The sequence below is a fragment of the Corynebacterium sp. HMSC29G08 genome (assembly GCF_001806875.1).
In the GTDB taxonomy this organism is placed as follows: domain Bacteria; phylum Actinomycetota; class Actinomycetes; order Mycobacteriales; family Mycobacteriaceae; genus Corynebacterium.
The window spans coordinates 1-17,817 of record NZ_KV786248.1; the positions used below are offsets into that span (position 1 = coordinate 1).

Annotated in this window: 16 protein-coding genes; 8 read left to right on the forward strand and 8 right to left on the reverse strand. The window is 60.6% G+C overall.

What is annotated here, in order from left to right; all coding sequences use genetic code 11:
* Positions 1–418 precede the first annotated feature (418 nt).
* The 6 genes from HMPREF3101_RS06305 to HMPREF3101_RS06330 form a co-directional block, all read right to left on the reverse strand.
* Positions 419–1,768 (reverse strand): sugar nucleotide-binding protein, encoded by a 1,350-nt coding sequence (locus tag HMPREF3101_RS06305; RefSeq protein WP_246816673.1) that lies wholly within the window; start codon positions 1,766–1,768, stop codon positions 419–421.
* Between the two features lie 29 nt (positions 1,769–1,797).
* Complete coding sequence (gene rfbB, locus HMPREF3101_RS06310; RefSeq protein ID WP_070463727.1) at positions 1,798–2,790, reverse strand: dTDP-glucose 4,6-dehydratase; 993 nt, start codon at positions 2,788–2,790, stop codon at positions 1,798–1,800.
* A 6-nt stretch (positions 2,791–2,796) separates the two neighbouring features.
* Positions 2,797–4,014, reverse strand: a complete 1,218-nt coding sequence (locus HMPREF3101_RS06315; protein ID WP_070463728.1) for a hypothetical protein — start codon at positions 4,012–4,014, stop codon at positions 2,797–2,799.
* A gap of 3 nt (positions 4,015–4,017) precedes the next feature.
* Positions 4,018–5,277, reverse strand: coding sequence for a M1 family metallopeptidase (locus HMPREF3101_RS06320; RefSeq protein ID WP_070463729.1), 1,260 nt, complete (start codon positions 5,275–5,277; stop codon positions 4,018–4,020).
* A 46-nt stretch (positions 5,278–5,323) separates the two neighbouring features.
* On the reverse strand, positions 5,324–6,481 hold the full coding sequence (locus tag HMPREF3101_RS06325) for an alpha/beta hydrolase (protein WP_210386179.1): 1,158 nt from the start codon (positions 6,479–6,481) through the stop codon (positions 5,324–5,326).
* 279 nt (positions 6,482–6,760) lie between these two features.
* Positions 6,761–8,221, reverse strand: a complete 1,461-nt coding sequence (locus HMPREF3101_RS06330; RefSeq protein ID WP_070463730.1) for an alpha/beta hydrolase — start codon at positions 8,219–8,221, stop codon at positions 6,761–6,763.
* A 140-nt stretch (positions 8,222–8,361) separates the two neighbouring features.
* Here HMPREF3101_RS06330 and lpdA point away from each other — a divergent pair, with 140 nt between their 5' ends.
* A complete protein-coding gene (lpdA, locus tag HMPREF3101_RS06335; RefSeq protein WP_246816674.1) occupies positions 8,362–9,774 on the forward strand; it encodes a dihydrolipoyl dehydrogenase in 1,413 nt (470 codons plus the stop codon).
* A 144-nt stretch (positions 9,775–9,918) separates the two neighbouring features.
* Here lpdA and HMPREF3101_RS06340 read toward each other — a convergent pair whose 3' ends face one another.
* A complete protein-coding gene (locus HMPREF3101_RS06340; RefSeq protein WP_070463732.1) occupies positions 9,919–10,389 on the reverse strand; it encodes an SRPBCC family protein in 471 nt (156 codons plus the stop codon).
* Positions 10,390–10,647: 258 nt separating this feature from the next.
* Here HMPREF3101_RS06340 and HMPREF3101_RS06345 point away from each other — a divergent pair, with 258 nt between their 5' ends.
* The 7 genes from HMPREF3101_RS06345 (at position 10,648) to HMPREF3101_RS06375 (ending at position 16,982) form a co-directional block, all read left to right on the forward strand.
* Positions 10,648–11,421: a succinate dehydrogenase cytochrome b subunit gene (locus HMPREF3101_RS06345; protein WP_070463733.1), complete on the forward strand. Its 774-nt coding sequence runs from the start codon at positions 10,648–10,650 to the stop codon at positions 11,419–11,421.
* A gap of 22 nt (positions 11,422–11,443) precedes the next feature.
* Positions 11,444–13,516: a fumarate reductase/succinate dehydrogenase flavoprotein subunit gene (locus HMPREF3101_RS06350; RefSeq protein ID WP_083280120.1), complete on the forward strand. Its 2,073-nt coding sequence runs from the start codon at positions 11,444–11,446 to the stop codon at positions 13,514–13,516.
* Entirely contained in the window at positions 13,516–14,265 is a 750-nt protein-coding gene (locus HMPREF3101_RS06355; protein WP_052205513.1) for a succinate dehydrogenase/fumarate reductase iron-sulfur subunit, read from the forward strand. The genes HMPREF3101_RS06350 and HMPREF3101_RS06355 overlap by 1 nt, the downstream gene beginning before the upstream one ends.
* 123 nt (positions 14,266–14,388) lie before the next feature.
* Positions 14,389–14,760, forward strand: coding sequence for a hypothetical protein (locus HMPREF3101_RS06360; RefSeq protein ID WP_070463734.1), 372 nt, complete (start codon positions 14,389–14,391; stop codon positions 14,758–14,760).
* A gap of 71 nt (positions 14,761–14,831) precedes the next feature.
* Positions 14,832–16,112, forward strand: coding sequence for a DUF445 domain-containing protein (locus tag HMPREF3101_RS06365; RefSeq protein ID WP_141737381.1), 1,281 nt, complete (start codon positions 14,832–14,834; stop codon positions 16,110–16,112).
* A 23-nt stretch (positions 16,113–16,135) separates the two neighbouring features.
* The gene (locus HMPREF3101_RS06370) at positions 16,136–16,654 is read left to right on the forward strand and encodes a CGLAU_01105 family protein (protein WP_070463735.1); all 519 of its coding nucleotides are present in this window, start codon (positions 16,136–16,138) and stop codon (positions 16,652–16,654) included.
* A gap of 10 nt (positions 16,655–16,664) precedes the next feature.
* Positions 16,665–16,982 (forward strand): DUF2516 family protein, encoded by a 318-nt coding sequence (locus HMPREF3101_RS06375; protein WP_083280121.1) that lies wholly within the window; start codon positions 16,665–16,667, stop codon positions 16,980–16,982.
* A gap of 34 nt (positions 16,983–17,016) precedes the next feature.
* On the opposite strand, the gene HMPREF3101_RS06380 is transcribed toward HMPREF3101_RS06375, so the two are convergent.
* A complete protein-coding gene (locus HMPREF3101_RS06380) occupies positions 17,017–17,814 on the reverse strand; it encodes an LmeA family phospholipid-binding protein (protein ID WP_070463736.1) in 798 nt (265 codons plus the stop codon).
* Positions 17,815–17,817: the final 3 nt, after the last annotated feature.

Sequence of the window (17,817 nt, forward strand, 5' to 3'; positions counted from 1 at the left end):
CCCCCATCACTACCCACTTAGTGCGGAAAAATCCCACCCCGCCACCAAAAACCACCAGGTAACAGTGTCAAGAGTGACGTTGCTCACCCACCCATGACCTAAGTCAGGCAATCTGCCCCAATCCGGCAGCAACCCGGTCTCAAACCGGCGCTAAAGTCACCTACCCGCGCCCTTTTTCGCTAAACCCCGGATACAACACTACGGATAGATACCCAAAACCCGGCCTATCCGTACTCTTCCGTTCGGGGTTTAGGCACAGCGCGGTCAAACACAGCGCCCTCAAACAAAGCGCCGTCAAACCTCGCCCCACACTTGGGCCGCACCACTACACGGGACTTGACCCCAGCTACAAGGGTGTGCCAGCTACACGGGACTTGACCCCAGCTACAAGGGCGTGCCAGCTACAAGGGCGTGCCAGCTACAGATGTGCGGCAAGGTGGATAGCAAGGGCGGCGCGCCAATTCATCGGCTGGAACCCGGTCGCCTTGATCTTGCTCAAATCCAACGTTGAGTGCGAGGGCCGCGGGGCCTCCGGGCCGACCAACTGCGCATATTGCTGGGTAGTCACCGGCGTCACCTCCGCAGGATCCTTACCAACGCCCACGAAAACCGCCATCGCCATCTCATCTCGACCCACCGCATCGCCATCCGACGAGAGGTTATACACGCCAAACTCCGCCTCAGTCCGGAGCAGGTGATCGATGCCTTTAGCCAAATCCTCCGTCCAAGTGGGGCGCCCCACCTGATCCATGATTACGTTTACCCTCTTGTCCGCCAGGGCCAGCTTGGCCATGGTGTCCATGAAATTCGCACCATCCCCAAACACCCAAGAGGTGCGGATAACGTAGTGGCGCCTCGCGGTTTGTGCCGCCGTATCGCCCGCCGCCTTGGACGCACCGTACGCAGAAAGTGGGCTTGCGTGCTCGGCCTCGGTGTGTACCTCGACGGTGCCGTCGAAAATGTAATCGCTGGACACATGCACCAACGTCAGGTCATGCTCGTTGGCCACCCTGGCCAGAGTCGCCGGCGCATCCGCGTTGACCGCCCAGGCCGTCGCGCGGTCAGTCTCCGCGCCGTTGACATCGTTATATGCCGCGCAATTCACAATCGCGCTGTAGCCCGAGAAATCAAACCCCTCAGGAATCGCGGTGATATCGAACTCCTCGCGGGTGAAATAGTCTGCGCGACTCTCGCCCCACAACTGGCGCAGTGCCCGGCCAAGCTGCCCGTTGGCACCCGTGACCAGGACCTTCTTTGGCGGGACGGGGGTGGATTCGCTGAAGGGGGGATGTGTGGCGTCGGCAAGCGAAAGCTCCGTTGGGGCAAGCGGCCAGTCGATCTCCTTGTAAGAGCAGTACGCGTAGGTGCCGTTCGGGTTGTAGCACTGGTTGACCAGGTAAATGTAAGCCGTGTTGTCCTCCAGCGTCTGGAAGCCATTGGCCACACCCCGCGGAACAAACACTGCCTGGCCAGGACCGATCTCGATGCCGAAGGTCTCGCCGAGCGTGGGGGAGCCCTCACGCATATCCACCCATGCGCCAAACACCCTGCCCGTGGCCACCGACACCCACTTATCCCACGGCTCCGCGTGCATCCCACGCGTCGTGCCCGCCTTGGCGTTGAAACTGACGTTGTTCTGCTTCGGCTGCAACAGCTGACCAGCCCAATTCTCCTTAAACCAGCCGCGGTTGTCTTCGTGCAGCGACAGGGCGTGAACGGTCAGACCTTCGATCGGGGTTGTTTGGGGCATTTCGGGCATTTCGGGCATGGTTCCTTAGAGTATCCCAGACCCACAACCTACTGCCCGCGCTGGGCGTAGGCCTCCTCAACGCCACCCTTGGCGTCGCGCCACCACCATTCGTTCTCCCGGTACCACTCGATGGTGCTGGCAAGACCAGCGTGGAGGTCGGTATAGCGAGGCTGCCAGCCAAGCTCAGTGCGCAGTTTGGTGGCGTCCATGGTGTAGCGCTGGTCATGACCAGGGCGGTCAGCGACGTGCTCGAAAGAGCCGCCCATCAGCGAACAGATCGTCTCGATGACCTGCTTATTTGTAATGTGAGGGGAGTCAGCCTCGCTGGCGCCGATGTTGTAGGTCTGGCCAATCTCGCCGCGCTCAAGGATGGTGAGCACGGCATCGTTGTGGTCGTCCACGTGGATCCAGTCGCGCACCTGGGCGCCAGTACCGTAGAGCTTGGCGGGCTGACCACACAGGATGTTGGTGATCTGGCGGGGGATGAACTTCTCCACATGCTGGTAGGGGCCGTAATTGTTGGAGCAATTTGAGATAGTCGCCGCGATGCCGAAGGAACGCACCCAAGCGCGCACCAAATGGTCGGAACCAGCCTTCGTTGCGGAGTAGGGCGAAGAGGGGTTGTATGGTGTGGTCTCTGAAAAAGCGTCGGTGCCGCCGAGAGCGAGGTCGCCGAAGACTTCATCAGTAGAGATGTGGTGGAAGCGCGTATCAAACTTGCGCACTGCCTCCAACAACACAAACGTGCCCACTACGTTGGACTGCAGGAACGCGGATGGGTCGCGCAGGGAGTTGTCGTTGTGGGATTCCGCAGCAAAATGGACCACAGTGTCCGCACGAGCAACCAGCGGCTCCACGACAGTCGGGTCCGCAACATCGCCGTGGACAAACTCCACGTCCAGCCCGGCGAGGTTGTCGTGGTTGCCTGCGTAGGTCAGTTTGTCCAGCACGATCACGTCGTGAGATCCCCGCCCACACACCATGTGGACGAAGTTGGATCCGATGAACCCGGCGCCGCCGGTGACCAGCATTGTTCCCATGGCTGGCTATGCTACTAAACTCCGCGCGCCCCACAGGCCGATCACGTGCACGATCGCGCCAGCCAAAGGGCCCGCGTACAGGGCGATAACCACGGCGGTAACCACACCCCACGGTGCGGTGAACAGGACGGCGAAGGCTACGACAGAGGCGGTGAGCCATCCAGCCACGTACCAACCGTGGCGTTGTAGTGCGAGGACAGCCACGCCGGTGATCATGAGGGTGCCCATGAACGCGGAAGCGAACGTCAGAAGCGCAAGCGTGCGCCCAGGCACGAACAGTTCAGACGGGAATGCCAGCTGCAGAATCCACGGCCCCAGCAGCCAGGCCAGGGCAAATCCGGCGACACCTAGGCCGAGCACAGCCACCACCGGCCCCAAAAGTGCACGGTAGATGTGCTTTTGCTTTTCCACGAAGCGCACAACCAACGCCGCCTGAAACCTCTGAAGGGGCACCAACACTGGTGCACGAGTGAGGATGACGGCGTTGTTGATGGCGGCAACGAGAATGGATACGGAGGCGTCATTGTCCGGGAACGCCGCGGATACGGCGGTGGGGAAACCGGTGATCAGCGCGGCTGAGGCGCCGGAGGCGAGCATGGCGGTAAACACGCGGCTGACGAACACCTTGCGATCCACGTCCAGCGCAACGCGGATGCGGGAGCGCGCTTCACGCGAGACACCCAGGATCATCACCCAGCTCACCGCGCCGATGACAGTGATCAACAAGAACGCAGGCAGTCCCCAGCCCAGCGCCCACGCGACCACGGCAAGCACCAGGCGGATGCCGGAATCCAGCGCAACGAGCGCCGCGTACTGGTTCCACAGCTGCGCACCGGACAGAACACCGGAGAGTACCGCCTGGAACACGTAGCTGACCAGGCCGAATACCAGTAGGGTTGTGGCGGTGCCGGGGGACATGGGCACCCAGGCCCGCATCGCCCACAGTCCAAGGCCGAGTCCCAAGGCCACCACAACCGTTGCCGCGGCAGCGCCGAAGCGCCAGGGATTCGCCGTGCCACGAGAGCCCGTTTCGCTTGACGACGCCACAGCGCGCGTCGTCTCATGCGTAATGCCGTCGATAAGACCAGCGGAGGCGAAAAACAACCCCCAGAACGCGGTGAAGTATCGGTACGCGCTGCCGGTGTCCAACGCCCAGCCGGCCACCCACATGAGCACGAACCCGGCGAGCGCCGAAAAGGCGGTGGCCAGCGTCAGGCTTCTCATGGGTTATCGGATCTTCGGCACGTCAGGAAGCTCCGTGTGGTTCAGCCAGACATCCATAATTCCGGCGATGTCCGCACCCGGCGCGGCCGCCTTCAGCGCGTTTCTCAAATCGAATGGCTCCACAATCCCATGCGTGGACTTGGCCACATACGAGCGCACTCCGCTAAAGAACGCCTCATCACCCATGGCGGCGCGCAACGCGTGCAGGGTGATCGCGCCGCGCTTGTACACCCAGTCATCAAACATGTGGCGCGGGCCCGGGTTGGCAAGCGGCACGGTGGGGGTGGGGAGTTTGGCGTAGTGGTGGTTCACGGAGGCGTCGATAAGCATGCTGCCCTGAGCATCGGCCCAGAGCCACTCGGCGTAACAAGCGAAGCCCTCATTGAGCCAAATGTCATCCCACTGGGCGATGCCCAACGAGTTGCCGAACCACTGGTGTGCCAGCTCATGGGCGATCAGTCGCTCGTTGCCGCGCGTGTGGTTGCGGCCGAAAATGGACTGGCCGGCCGCTTCAAGCGGGATCTCAAGCTGCTCATCATGCACGATCGCTGTGTAATGCTCATAGGGGTACGGACCAAAGCAGGTCTCGAAGAAATCCAGCATCTCCTGCTGCTTGGCAAAATCGCCCAACTGCAGGCCGCGCGGCAGATACGCACTGGTGTTGCGGCCCAGGCTGTGGTGTACAAACTGGCCGACGTTCACAGTGGCCAAGTAGGTCGGCAGCGGACGGGACGTCTCCGTAGCAATGACCTGGTAGGGCTGGTCCGGGCGCAGCGTAATGCGGTACGTGGCCTTCTCATCAGGCGTGTCATCACACGGGAACCACGTGGGCGCACCGTTGGGTTGGTTCGCCGTCAACGCGCCGTTTTCCAGCTCCTCCCATCCCAACTGGCCCCACGCCGTACGACGCGGACGCGGCGTGCCCGTGTACCGAATGGTCAGCTGGAATTCCGTATCTACCGCAATGTCCTGCGTGAACGTAACGCGCAGCTTGTTGCGGTAATGGCGAAAACGCTTAATCTCACCATGCGTTGTAGTGACGCTGCGCACCCGCAGGTTATCCATCAGATCCAACGTCATGTGGTTCAAATCCCGCCACGGCGTCAACGTCAACGTGGCGGTGGCGTCCACATAGTTCGGACCCACCTTGTAGTTCATCGTCACGTCATAATGCGTGACGTGGAAGCCTAAGTTGAAGTCCACGCCCGTGTACTGGTCCCGGTGTCCGGGGACCGGGGTTGAGCGGAGCCGATGAGTAGTCATAACGATCGGCCATTCTAGCCCGCCACGGCACGGTGCTGGTTGCTGGCTACATCCCAAACGCCGGGGCGATGGTGGTAAACCAGGACTTCTCTAGATCCGCACGCCAGTACGGCCAGGAATGAGTGCCCACGTTGCGCAGCTCATACGTTGCTGGAATGTTCAAAGCGTCCAGCTTCGTCTTCAAATCGTGGGTGCACTGGTTGATCGCGGCCTCAATAGCGCCACCCTCAACCTGCAGCGTTACAGCAGCAATCTGGGCGACAAGCTCCGGAGCGCCCTGGCCAACCAGGTAGCTCACCTGGTCCGGGCGGCCCGCAAGGCCGGTGGCGGAAGAGATGTAGAGCGCGGTGCCGCGCAGACGCTCAGCGTTGAGCAGTGCGTCGTTCCAACGGTTGTAGGACCCGCCCATCGGCCCCCACATCATCTCCGGGGTGACAGTCTTGAAGTCAGAGTAGCCGCCGCGGTTCACCGTCACACGAGTGTAGTTGTAGCCGTGGGGCGAGCTTGTAGACGCACAGCCGGAAAACGACGCCGCCGCATCATAAAAGCCCGGGTTGTGCTGCGGCAGCAACAGCGAAGATGTGGCGGACATGGAGAAACCAACAATCGCGCGGCGGTTGTCGGCGTTGAGCATGCGCTCAATTGGGCCGGGCAGCTCCTTGGTTAAAAACGTCTCCCACTTCTGCGGTCCGCGCAGGTAGTTAGTGTTAAGGTTCGTCTCTACCCAGTCGGTGTAGTAGGAAAACGCACCCGCCTGCGGGATGACCACGTTGACGCCCTTGCCCGCGAAGAAGTCTTTCACCGGCGCCATCTTCAACCAATCCTGGTTCTGCTCCGCGCCACCTGCGCCATTGAGCAAGTAGATTGTCGGCGCGTTTGCTACGCGCTGGCCCTGCGGGTTCGTCGCCGGCACAACGGCAACAGGGATGTCCCTGTTCATCGACGGCGAGTGGACCAGGTAGCTCAGCACCGTCTTGTGGTCCACCTGCTGGGGCCATTCTTGAGGACGGTTCGCGCTAACCATCATGGGCGGGTTCGCCTTAGCGTCCCAAAGCTTGACCGTGCCCACCGGCGTTTGGCCGGCAACTTGGGCGGCTGTAACGGTCGCCGCGTTGGCGGGGATAGTTGCGGTGACGGTACCCGTGGTGATTGCAGCCGCGGTCAGGGCGGCAAGGACTGCAGATGCGGTGCGCTTCAGGCTCATGACTGGCTATATTACGGTCACACAAGACAAATTGTGTAACAATAGCGAACAATTGCCACATCGTGTCTCAAGAAACATCAAGAAAAGGACAGTGAACAATGATTATTGAAAACGCACAGCTGCAGATCAATGAGCTCCTCGGCCAGCTGCTCCACTTCGGCTCCTCCGCGTCCTCGCAGATCGCATTCGGTCTCGGCATGTTCTAAAACGTAAAAAGCATCGGGTAGGCGGCCACGTACCGCTTACCCGATGCTTTTATGTTGTGGCTTAGTCGCCGGTCTACTCGCCCTCAAGCAGTGCCGGGCGAATGACCTTGTCCCACGACACCTTCAAATCATCCCGCCACAGCGGCCAAGAGTGCGTGCCAACCGGACGCTTGTTGAAGTAGGTGTGCACACCCAGCTTGGTGAACTTGGTGTTCAAGTCATGCGTGCAGGCGTTCATCGCGGCCTCAATGGCGCCGCCCTCAATCTGCAGCGTCAGCGCCGCGTTCAACGCCTCCGTCGAACCCGAATGTTCACGCAGGTAGCTCAGCATATCCGTCTGGCCAGCAAGGCCCGTGCCCGCGGAGAGGTAGAACTTGGTCTTGGACACCCCGTTTTCACTAACCAGGTTGTCCGCCATCACCAACGCATCGTTGTAGCGGTTGTAGTCAGACCCGCGCGGACCCCAAATGTTTTCCGGCGTAATGTTGCCCGCTCCCGCAGAACCGCGGTTGACCGTCAGGCCTGTGAAGAAGTTCGGCAGCGGGGTGGAAGTGGCAGCGCAGCCGGAGAATGAGCCGACAGCATCAAACATATCCGGGTTATGCACCGCCAAAAGCAGCGATGAAGTTGCAGACATGGAGAACCCGGTCACGGCGCGCTTCCCGTTGGCATCCAGGTAGTCCTCAACCGACGGGATCATTTCCTTCGCTAAGAACGTCGACCACTTCTGCTCACCCTTGAAATACTTACCCTCACCCGGGTTGCTCAGCCAGTCCACGTAGTAAGAAAACGCGCCTTCCATTGGGATAACCACGTTCACCGGCTCATGAGCAAGCACGTTGCGTACGGTGTTCGGGGCCATAGCCAGCCAGTCCGTGTTCTGCTCAGAACCACCAGCACCGTTAAGCAAGTAGTAGGTCGGCGCCTTTGCTAGCGGCTTGCCGTTTTCATCCACCGCGCGGATCAGCGCTACCGGGATGTCGCGGTCCATCGCCTTGGAGTGCACCGTAATTGCCTCACCACCTGGGAAGGTTTTCAGCTCATTGAACCATTCCTGCGGGTTCTTCTTGTAGTCATCCGGAGCCGCAGTAAGCGGCTTGATTTCCATGAGCTCCTCGGAGTTGGGGGACTCAGTGGACTCAGTGTCATCCATCTTCGGCATGTTGTCCGCCTCTTCGCCGGTAGCCTCCGGCTTCAACGCGTCCTTCGCCTGGTTCAGCAGACCCTCTCGGTCACCATCCGGGACCGACGCGCCGTCAATGTCAGTTGCAACCTTCGGCTCCTTCGCAGCATCAGAAGTCGGCGTCGTTGACGCAGCGGAAGCAGTTGCGCTGGCTTCGGTGGTGGCGGTGTGGGTGGTTTCCGTAGACGTAGGCAAGCTAGAAGTGCTCTCCGACACTGCGGGGTGCACGCGCTCGATGGTGGCAAGACCCTGGGCAGACTCGGCGGCCTGGAAATGCCCGGCCACGGGAACAGCGCCAGCGGCGATTGCTACGGCTGCGACGGCAGCAAGGGCCGGACGCGTGATCTTCATAATGGATGACTCGCTTTTCTTTAGAAAATGGTGGGAACAAGCAGCGGCTCCCCTGTCACTTCCACATATATTGCCAGAGGTGCCAAACATTACGCGCGACTCTGCCCACACAGCTTGCTAACCGACGTATCCTATTGGGCGTGACTAAAGAACATTTTGACGTTGTTGTACTCGGCGCTGGCCCCGGTGGCTATGTCGCCGCTATCCGCGCAGCACAGCTTGGCAAGAAAGTTGCTGTAGTTGAGAAGAAATACTGGGGTGGCGTGTGCCTGAACGTGGGCTGCATCCCTTCCAAGGCACTGATCAAGAACGCCGAGATCGCAGAGATCTTCAACCATGAGGCGAAGACGTTCGGCATCAAGGGTGACGTGGAGTTCGACTACACGGACGCACATACCCGCTCCCGCAAGGTCTCCGAGAAGATTGTTGGCGGCGTCCACTACCTGATGAAGAAGAACAAGATCACCGAGGTCAACGGCCTCGGCTCCTTCACGGACGCCAAGACCATCGAGATCACCGAAGGCGATGACAAGGGCAAGGTCATTACTTTCGACGATTGCATTATCGCCACCGGCTCCGTCGTCCGCACCCTGCCTGGCATCGAACTGTCGGACAATGTTGTGTCCTACGAAGAGCAGATCCTCAACCCGGACGCGCCGAAGACGATGGTTATCGTCGGCGCTGGCGCCATCGGCATGGAGTTCGCCTACGTCCTGTCCAACTACGGCGTAGACGTGACTGTTGTTGAGTACATGGACCGCGTCTTGCCGAACGAGGACAGGGACGTGTCCAAGGAGATTGCGAAGCGCTACAAGAAACTTGGTGTGAAGCTGCTCGCCGGCCACGCCACCACCGCCGTGCGCGACAACGGCGACTCTGTTGAGGTGGACGTAAAGAAGAACGGCACGGACTCCGTTGAGACCTTGACCGTGGACCGCGTCATGATCTCCGTGGGCTTCGCACCGCGTACCGAGGGCTACGGCCTGGAGAACACCGGCGTTGAGCTGACTGACCGCGGCGCCATTGCTATCGACGAGCGTATGCGCACCAACGTCGATGGCATCTACGCGATCGGCGATGTTACGGCGAAGCTCCAGCTCGCCCACGTAGCCGAATCCCAGGGCATCATCGCGGCCGAGACCATCGCGGGCGCGGAGACCCTCGAAATCGAGGACTACATGATGACCCCGCGCGCCACCTTCTGCAACCCGCAGGTTGCCTCCATGGGCTACACCGAAGAGCAGGCTAAGGAGAAGTGGCCGGAGAAGGACATCAAGGTTGCTACCTTCCCGTTCTCCGCAAACGGCAAGGCAGTCGGCCTGGCAGAGGCAAACGGCTTTGCCAAGCTGGTCGCTGATGGTGAGTTCGGCGAGATCCTCGGCGCCCACTTCGTTGGCCCGCACGTCTCCGAGCTTCTGCCGGAGGTTGTCCTTGCACAGCGCTTTGATCTGACCGCAGGCGACATCGCACGCTCCATCCACATCCACCCGACCCTGTCCGAAGTGGTTAAGGAGATCGCGCACGGCATTGAAGGCCACATGATCAACCTGTAGCGCTGGCGCTGGCGCTGTCCCCACGCAGTTTGCAGCTACCTACCTGTAGCTACTAGCGAAAAAATCGCTTGGTAGCCGGGTGTAGGTAGCTGCAAACGTGTTTTTGGGGATCGCGCGGGGGCGGGAGCACGCGCTGAACGCGAACTACTTTCCGGAAACCGCTGCGGCGAGCGAGTCGAGGGACTTGATCAGGAAGGCATCATCGAAGGTCTCGCTGAACTTACGTACCGGGTCCAGCTCGATTTCATCGCGCAGGTACGTCAGGGTGACGCGGGTGTTGTCGGCATCGATCGGCTCAAGCTCGTAGAGCCACTTCGCGCCCACGCGGACGCCTGCGGTGGTGTTTTCCACATTCTTCCAACCGATAATGCGGTCCTGCTGGAATGCGAAGACCTCGTTGGTGGTCTGGTAGTCACCATCTTCCTTCGTCATGTTCATGGTGAAGGTGTCGCCGACCTCCTTGATGCGCTCAGCCTTGTCGGCAGAGACCACCATGCCGGAGCCGTCAGTTTCGGGGTGGCGCTCCGGATTGGAAAGGAGGTCAAAGATCTCCTTCGCCGGCGCGTCGATGTCACGGATTGCTTGGTTTTGATCGTTCTGTTTTGCGTCAGTCATGGTGCCGAGAGTACCAAAACACGAGGTTAGGGCATGCTTACCAACCAAAGTATGACACTAAAAGGGGTAGTGGCGGCGGGGCGTGGGCAAAATCACAAAAGGGGCCGTAAAGGTGGAAATGCCCAACGTAAAGGTGGGGTAGGGGCGAATGAAGCGGGAGGAACCTGAGGAAGCTGGGAGGCAGCTGGCAAACCTCACCACTGAAAGTTCACGGTTGTGGCGTCCGTTACTTAGAGTGAAAACGACACTGGAGGTGCCATGACTGTAAAAAACGCAGACCGTGAAGCCATTCGTCACGGAAAAATTACTGAAACGCCGCTGCGCGAGCGGCCGTCATTCCCAACCTGGGCTCTGAAGCTCACCATGGCCATCACCGGCCTGATCTTTGGCCTGTTCGTGCTGGGTCACATGGTGGGTAACCTGAAGATCTTTATGCCACTGCACGCCAACGGCGTTGCTCCTATCGATGAGTATGGCGAGTTCCTGCGCACGATGGGTGAGCCGCTGTTCCCGCGTGAGGGCTTCCTATGGATCATCCGCATCGTGCTGCTTGCCTGCTTGGTGCTGCACGTGTGGGGCGCGTTTGTGCTGCACGGTCGTTCGAAGCGTTCCCGTGGCAAGTTCAAGCGCACGAACCTCATGGGCGGCTGGCAGCCGACGGCGACCCGCTCGATGCTGATTACCGGCGTTATCCTGCTGCTGTTCCTGATCTTCCACATCCTGGATCTGACCCTGGGCCAGGTCGTTGCGTCCGACGCGTTTGTACACGGCGCTGTTCGTGACAACCTGCTGGCAACCTTCGCTCCTGAGCGTTGGCCGGTTACGTTGTTCTACGTTTTGGCAATGGTTGCGCTGTGCCTGCACCTGACCCACGGTGTGTACCTCGCGGTATCTGACTTGGGCTGGTTGGGCGAGCGTGGCAAGGGCCTGATGGTGATTCTGGCGTACGTGCTGCCGTTCATCGTTGTCATTGGCAACATTGTGATGCCGATCGCGCTGGCATTCGGCGCCATTCCTGGGTTCACTCGCTAAAGGCTGAAATAGGAGAAAAACTATGACTACCCCAATTTCTGCGACGCAGGGCGCATCCGGCGAAACGCAGGACACCCTCGCCGCTACCAAGGGCGCTGACGTCAACGCGGGTTTCCGCCAGCCTGAGTCTGTCGTTCCGGGCGTGACCCCGGGCGAGATCCTGGCCAGCAACGAGCCGAACCGCGACGAAGTCCGCATGAAGGACATGTGGCAGTACGCGAAGGACCACATGGAGCTGGTCTCCCCGCTGAACCGCCGCAAGTTCACCGTCCTCGTTGTAGGCACCGGCCTTTCCGGTGGCGCAGCTGCTGCCGCACTCGGCGAGCTGGGCTACAACGTGAAGGTCTTCACCTACCACGACGCACCGCGTCGTGCGCACTCCATTGCTGCACAGGGTGGCGTGAACTCCGCCCGCGGCAAGAAGGTGGACAACGACGGCGCTTACCGCCACACCAAGGACACCGTCAAGGGCGGCGACTACCGCTGCCGTGAGTCCGACTGCTGGCGCTTGGCTATTGAGTCCGTGCGCGTGATCGACCACATGAACGCGATCGGCGCTCCGTTCGCTCGTGAGTACGGCGGCACCCTAGCTACCCGTTCCTTCGGTGGTGTGCAGGTTTCCCGTACCTACTACACCCGTGGCCAAACAGGCCAGCAGCTGCAGCTGTCCACCGCTTCGGCACTGCAGCGTCAGATCCACCTGGGCAACGTGGAGATTTTCACCCACAACGACCTGATGGACCTGATCATCACTGAGAAGGACGGCAAGAAGCACTGCGCCGGCATTGTCACCCGTAACCTGATCACCGGCGAGCTGGCCGCGTTCACCGGCCACGCAGTCATCTTGGCTACCGGTGGTTACGGCAACGTGTACCACAAGACGACGCTGGCGAAGAACTCCAACGCTTCCGCAATGATGCGTGCTTACGAGCGTGGCGCTTACCTGGCGTCCCCGTGCTTCGTGCAGTTCCACCCGACCGGCCTTCCGGTTAACGCGTCCTGGCAGGCAAAGACCACCCTGATGTCTGAGTCCCTGCGTAACGACGGTCGCATTTGGACCCCAAAGGAAAAGGGCGACGATCGCGATCCGAACACCATCCCGGAAGACGAGCGCGACTACTTCCTGGAGCGTCGCTACCCGGCGTTCGGCAACCTGGTGCCGCGTGACGTTGCATCCCGTGCGATCTCCCAGCAGCTCAACGCTGGCTTCGGCGTGGGCCCGCTGCGTAACTCCGCATACCTGGACTTCTCCGACGCCATTGAGCGTCTGGGTGAAGAAACGATCCGTGAGCGTTACTCGAACCTCTTCGAGATGTACGAAGACTCCACGGGGGCAGACCCATACAAGGAGCCGATGCGTATTGCTCCGACCGTGCACTTCACCATGGGTGGCCTGTGGACGGACTTCAACGAGATGACCTCCATCGACGGCCTGTTCGCCGCTGGTGAGTGCTCCTGGACCTACCACGGTGCAAACCGCCTGGGCGCTAACTCGCTGCTGTCCGCTTCCGTTGATGGTTGGTTTACCCTCCCGTTCACCATTCCGAACTACCTGGCGCACCACCTGGGCGAGGCCGCCCTGGATCTGGAGGCACCGGAGGTGAAGGAAGCGCTGACGCGCACCCAGGACCGCATCGATGCTCTGATGAACATTGAGCCGGTAGAGCCGCACGGCCCGGAGTACTTCCACGAGCAGCTCGGCGCAATCCTCTACGAGCACTGCGGCGTTGCCCGTACCGTTGAGGGCCTGCAGGAGGGTATTCAGAAGGTTCGCGCACTGCGCGAGGACTTCTGGCGCAACCTGCACATCCCGGGCGGCCAGCACGACATGAACCAGACGCTCGAGGCTGCGCTTCGACTGCTGGACTACATCAACCTGGGCGAGCTGATGTGTGTGGACGCTTTGGACCGCGACGAATCCTGTGGCGCGCACTACCGCATGGACCACCTCACCGAAGACGGTGAGGCAGAGCGCGACGATGAAAACTGGTGCTTCGTGTCGGCTTGGGAGCCGGCAGGTGACGGCCAGTTCATCCGCCACGCTGAACCCCTGTTCTTCGATTCGATCCCGCTGATGGCAAGGAACTACAAGTAATGAAACTGACACTTGAGATCTGGCGTCAGGCCGGACCCGACACCGACGGCGCATTTGAGACTGTCCAGGTGGACGACGCTGTAGAGCAGATGTCCATCCTGGAGCTGCTCGACCACGTCAACAACCAGTACGTTGAGGCTGGCAAGGAGCCCTTCACCTTCGCACATGACTGCCGCGAGGGCATCTGTGGCACCTGTGGTCTGAACGTGAACGGTCGCCCGCACGGCGCTGGTAAGAACACCACCGCCTGCCTGCAGCGCCTGTTCAACTACAAGGATGGCGACACGCTGCGCATTGAGCCGTTCCGCTCCGGGGCATTCCCGGTAATCAAGGACCTGGCTGTGGACCGCTCCGCACTGGACCGCGTTATGCAGCAGGGCGGATACGTCTCTGTCAACGCTGGTACCGCACCGGACGCTGACACGCTGCATGTCAACCACCACGACGCTGAGCTGGCACTGGACTACGCAGCCTGCATCGGCTGTGGCGCCTGTGTGGCTGCCTGCCCGAACGGTGCTGCGCACCTGTTCACCGGCGCCAAGCTGAAGCACCTCAAGCTGCTTCCGCTCGGCCAGCAGGAGCGCGCACGTCGTGCACGCAAGATGGTGGATGAACTGGAGACCAACTTCGGCCACTGCTCCCTCTACGGCGAGTGCGCCGATGTCTGCCCGGCAGGCATCCCGCTGGACGCTGTTGGCGCCATCAACGCAGAGCGCGCTCGTGCGGCGTTCAAGGGCGGCGACGACTAAAGAAGAACAGCTTTCAGTTACGGTTCATGCGCCCAAGGGCGCATGCCGTATACTGAACCGTGATATTTCACCTGGAAACCCCTGGAAAACTGTTCCAGAAAAACTGACGCAAAGGACATGAACATGGCATCCCAGCACGCGGTTGCAGACATCCAGTCGGAGTCGTTCCCGGACTACCAGACGCAGCTGCAGGACTCCTACATTGAGGGCTACGACCCGGTTTCCCTCGGCGCTCCGCACTCCTCGCTGCTCCGCCACAGCACCTGGCTGTCCATGGCCTTCATCCTTGCGTTCCTGTACGGCCTGGGCATCTTCGTCTGGGGCCTGTGCGCCAAGTTTGTTGGCTGGGGCGCTCAGACACAGGATTACTCCTCCATCCTGATGATCCTCGGTGGTATTGAGATGGCAGCCTGCGTCATCCTCGCAGTTGTGCTCTTGGGCATTGGCCGCAAGGACTACAAGCACTACCGCAAGACCACGGGCCGTGTGAACTAACACGGGCTAATCCCCCTAAAACAGCTCCCCGCTTCCACCCGAAGGCGGGGAGCTTGTGTTTAATCAAGGGCATGTCACATGTGATGGAGATGCCGCAGCCAAGCAATGAAGCTCAGCGGCGTCGGACGCTGCGAAACCATAAGATCTTTGTCACCAGCTTGCTCGGTGTGGCGGCAGTGATCTTTCTGGCGTGTTCCTGGTGGCAATCCCAAGGCACCGCTCCCGGCTGGGTGGGTTACGTGCGCGCCGCGGCGGAGGCCGGCATGGTTGGCGGGTTGGCAGACTGGTTTGCAGTCACCGCGTTGTTCAGGCATCCGATGCGGATTCCGATTCCGCACACCGCGATCATCCCGAACAAGAAGGACCAGGTTGCGGACGCATTGAGTGCGTTTGTCAGCGAGAACTTCCTCAACGCCCAAACCATTACCAGCAAGGTGATGGAGGCCCGCATTCCGGAACGGGTGGGCAAGTGGCTGGTGCAGCCAGCGAACGCGGAGCGCGTGAGCGAGGAGCTGGGCACGTTTGCGGCGCGCATGATTCGCGGCATCAACCCGAAAGAGGCGGAACGCTTCCTGCAGACGTATGTGGTTGACCGTGTTGCGGTGCCGATCTGGGGTCCGCCGTTGGGCAGGATGCTGGAGGGCTTTATTGCAGACGGCAAGGTGGAGCCCGTCGTTGACGACATCTTGGCCTGGGCGCGCAAGAAGGTCGATGAGATGGAAGAGCCCATTGTCACCACCATTGATCAGCGCATGCCCACTTGGGCGCCGCAGTTTGCCAAAGACCTGGTCGGTGCGCGGGTGTACCGGGAGCTCACGGAGTTTGTGGCGGATGTGGATGAGGATGAAAACCACCAGGCGCGCCGCGCGATTCGTCGGAGCATCAACCAGTTCGCGCAGGACCTGCAGTTTGACGGGGCCATGATCAGCCGCGTCGAGGATATTAAGGCGGACGTGATGGCATCTGCTGCTGTCACAGCAGCGCCGGGGCAGATGTGGGAGCAGCTGTCCACCATGTTGTTGGGGATGGTGGAGGATGGGGGTTCGGCGTTGCGTCGTCAAGCAACAAGCTCCATTGAGCACTGGGGCATGCTGCTTGCTAACGACCCGTCGACCCGCGACACCGCCACCCAAAAACTCGAAACCGTTGTCCACTTCGCGGCGGAAAACGGGGCGGACCAGATCGTGGGCATTATCGCGGAGACCATCCAGGCGTGGGACGGGGCCGAGGCTGCGGACAAAATCGAGCTGATGGTGGGCAAGGACCTGCAGTTCATCCGTCTGAATGGAACGTTGGTCGGTGCATTGGCCGGGCTGGTTATTTACACTGTGAGCCAAGTGTTGTTTTTCTAGGTTTTGAAACTACGGAGGATGCAATGACTGGGAACAATGGGAACCAAGAGGTCCGCGACAACCTGCGTGAGGTCGGAGACGCCCTGCTGTCTGCCGGCTCCGCACTGGGTGCCGCTGTGGGCAAGTTTGTAGACGGCCTGCCGGAACGCGTGGCTAACGCGAGCGAGAAGGCTCGCGAGACGCTAAACTCCGCCACCACGGACGGTGAGGTGAGCTCGGTTGCCACCAACTTTGCCAACGAGGCAGAGAAGCTGTTCAACTCTTTCCGCGAGCGTGACCTGAAGTTCTCCGAGGACGCAAAGAGCACCGTGATGGATGCCATTGCGGACATCCGCGAGAGCTTTAACAAGCGCCTTGAGAACGTGGACACCGAAGGCGCAGAGAACGCCTTCACTGAGGTGCGCGACCGCTTTGAGAACCTAGCGCGTCGCGTCCAGGAACAGTTCGCCGAAGCCAAGGATGCTGCGGAAGACGCTGTGGAAGACGCTGCGGGCGAGATCATTGACGGCGAGGTTGTCGAGGATACGGATTCCACCAAGTAGGGTGTAGGCCATGCTCGACTCCGCCACTGTTGAACAAATCTCCATGATCATGCGCATCCCGCTGCTTGCGGAGCGCCTTCTGTTCATCCTTGTTGGGGTGGCGGGGATTGTCGGCGTGGTGTTGGCCTCCACCACCCGCGCCGATGCGTTTGAGGTAGCTGGCCGACAGCCGAAGATGGCATGGGCGGCAATTCTGTTCGTCTCTTCTGTCGCGCTGCTTTTGCGCATCCCGTTCGTGGCGTGGTTCGGCGCCGTTGCGGTGGGCATTTACTGGTTTGATGTGCGCCCGCAGCTCAAGGACATCGTCCAAGGCGGCGGCGCCTGGTAGCGCCCAGTCGCCGCAGCTACTGCAGCTACCGCAGCTACTGCGCGCTGACGCCGGCAACGCCGCCAGGTGCGGTGACTGACATCTGCTGCAGTTCGTAGAAGTTCACCTTCTCACCCGTCATCTCAAGCACTAGGCCTTCTGGGGTGACCATGACGTTATTTAGCCGCATGGCTCCCGCTTCCTGGTTGGCTAGGCCTTCCTGGAGCGATTGGGTGATGGCCTCTGTGATCTCGCCAGGAAGGTCGAAGCCGAACAGTTGGGTGCCGGTGGTTTCAAACTGCACGCCGTCGGCGGTGGGGACGGGGCGGATATCTATGTTGGCCGCACCACGGGTGAAGGACAGGGTGAAGGTGCCTGCCTCCGCGTCAGTGGTGACTGATGAGACGGTGATCAGCGTGTCCAGCAGCGCGTTGTTGCCGAGCTGCTCGCTGATCGCCTGGTTCAAGATGGCCTGCAGAAGTTCGGACGGCAGCTCAGCCTGCATGCTCAAGTGATCAGCAATCGGCTCTTGGTCCACGAGGCGGACTTTATCCATGGCGATGGTGGCGGCGGGTTCGCCGGTGATTTCGCCGTCGTTGACCATCAGGGTGGACGGTGTCCGGATTGTCATGTGTGGAAGCGAGCCTCCGAGCATGCCAATGGTCAGCGGTGTAGCGCCGAATGACACGTCGGGTTTCGCGGCGACAACGCCGGGGGATTGCGCCGCGTACTGGGCTTCAAAACCGTCTTCGATTTGCTTGGACAGGAAGATGCGCAGGCCGGCTTCTGCGATGAGAAGCAGGATGAGAAGCGCAGCTAGGACACCGATGAGGATTTTCCACGCTGATTTCATGGG

Excerpts from the sequence above, each read along its gene's own strand:
- HMPREF3101_RS06330 (WP_070463730.1), bottom strand. The coding sequence starts at position 8,221 with ATGAAGATCACGCGTCCGGCCCTTGCTGCCGTCGCAGCCGTAGCAATC.
- rfbB (WP_070463727.1), bottom strand. The coding sequence starts at position 2,790 with ATGGGAACAATGCTGGTCACCGGCGGCGCCGGGTTCATCGGATCCAAC.
- HMPREF3101_RS06350 (WP_083280120.1), top strand. The coding sequence starts at position 11,444 with ATGACTACCCCAATTTCTGCGACGCAGGGCGCATCCGGCGAAACGCAG.
- HMPREF3101_RS06380 (WP_070463736.1), bottom strand. The coding sequence starts at position 17,814 with ATGAAATCAGCGTGGAAAATCCTCATCGGTGTCCTAGCTGCGCTTCTC.
- HMPREF3101_RS06320 (WP_070463729.1), bottom strand. The coding sequence starts at position 5,277 with ATGACTACTCATCGGCTCCGCTCAACCCCGGTCCCCGGACACCGGGAC.
- HMPREF3101_RS06345 (WP_070463733.1), top strand. The coding sequence starts at position 10,648 with ATGACTGTAAAAAACGCAGACCGTGAAGCCATTCGTCACGGAAAAATT.
- HMPREF3101_RS06355 (WP_052205513.1), top strand. The coding sequence starts at position 13,516 with ATGAAACTGACACTTGAGATCTGGCGTCAGGCCGGACCCGACACCGAC.
- HMPREF3101_RS06375 (WP_083280121.1), top strand. The coding sequence starts at position 16,665 with ATGCTCGACTCCGCCACTGTTGAACAAATCTCCATGATCATGCGCATC.
- HMPREF3101_RS06370 (WP_070463735.1), top strand. The coding sequence starts at position 16,136 with ATGACTGGGAACAATGGGAACCAAGAGGTCCGCGACAACCTGCGTGAG.
- HMPREF3101_RS06315 (WP_070463728.1), bottom strand. The coding sequence starts at position 4,014 with ATGAGAAGCCTGACGCTGGCCACCGCCTTTTCGGCGCTCGCCGGGTTC.
- HMPREF3101_RS06325 (WP_210386179.1), bottom strand. The coding sequence starts at position 6,481 with ATGAGCCTGAAGCGCACCGCATCTGCAGTCCTTGCCGCCCTGACCGCG.
- HMPREF3101_RS06360 (WP_070463734.1), top strand. The coding sequence starts at position 14,389 with ATGGCATCCCAGCACGCGGTTGCAGACATCCAGTCGGAGTCGTTCCCG.
- HMPREF3101_RS06365 (WP_141737381.1), top strand. The coding sequence starts at position 14,832 with ATGTCACATGTGATGGAGATGCCGCAGCCAAGCAATGAAGCTCAGCGG.
- HMPREF3101_RS06340 (WP_070463732.1), bottom strand. The coding sequence starts at position 10,389 with ATGACTGACGCAAAACAGAACGATCAAAACCAAGCAATCCGTGACATC.
- HMPREF3101_RS06305 (WP_246816673.1), bottom strand. The coding sequence starts at position 1,768 with ATGCCCGAAATGCCCGAAATGCCCCAAACAACCCCGATCGAAGGTCTG.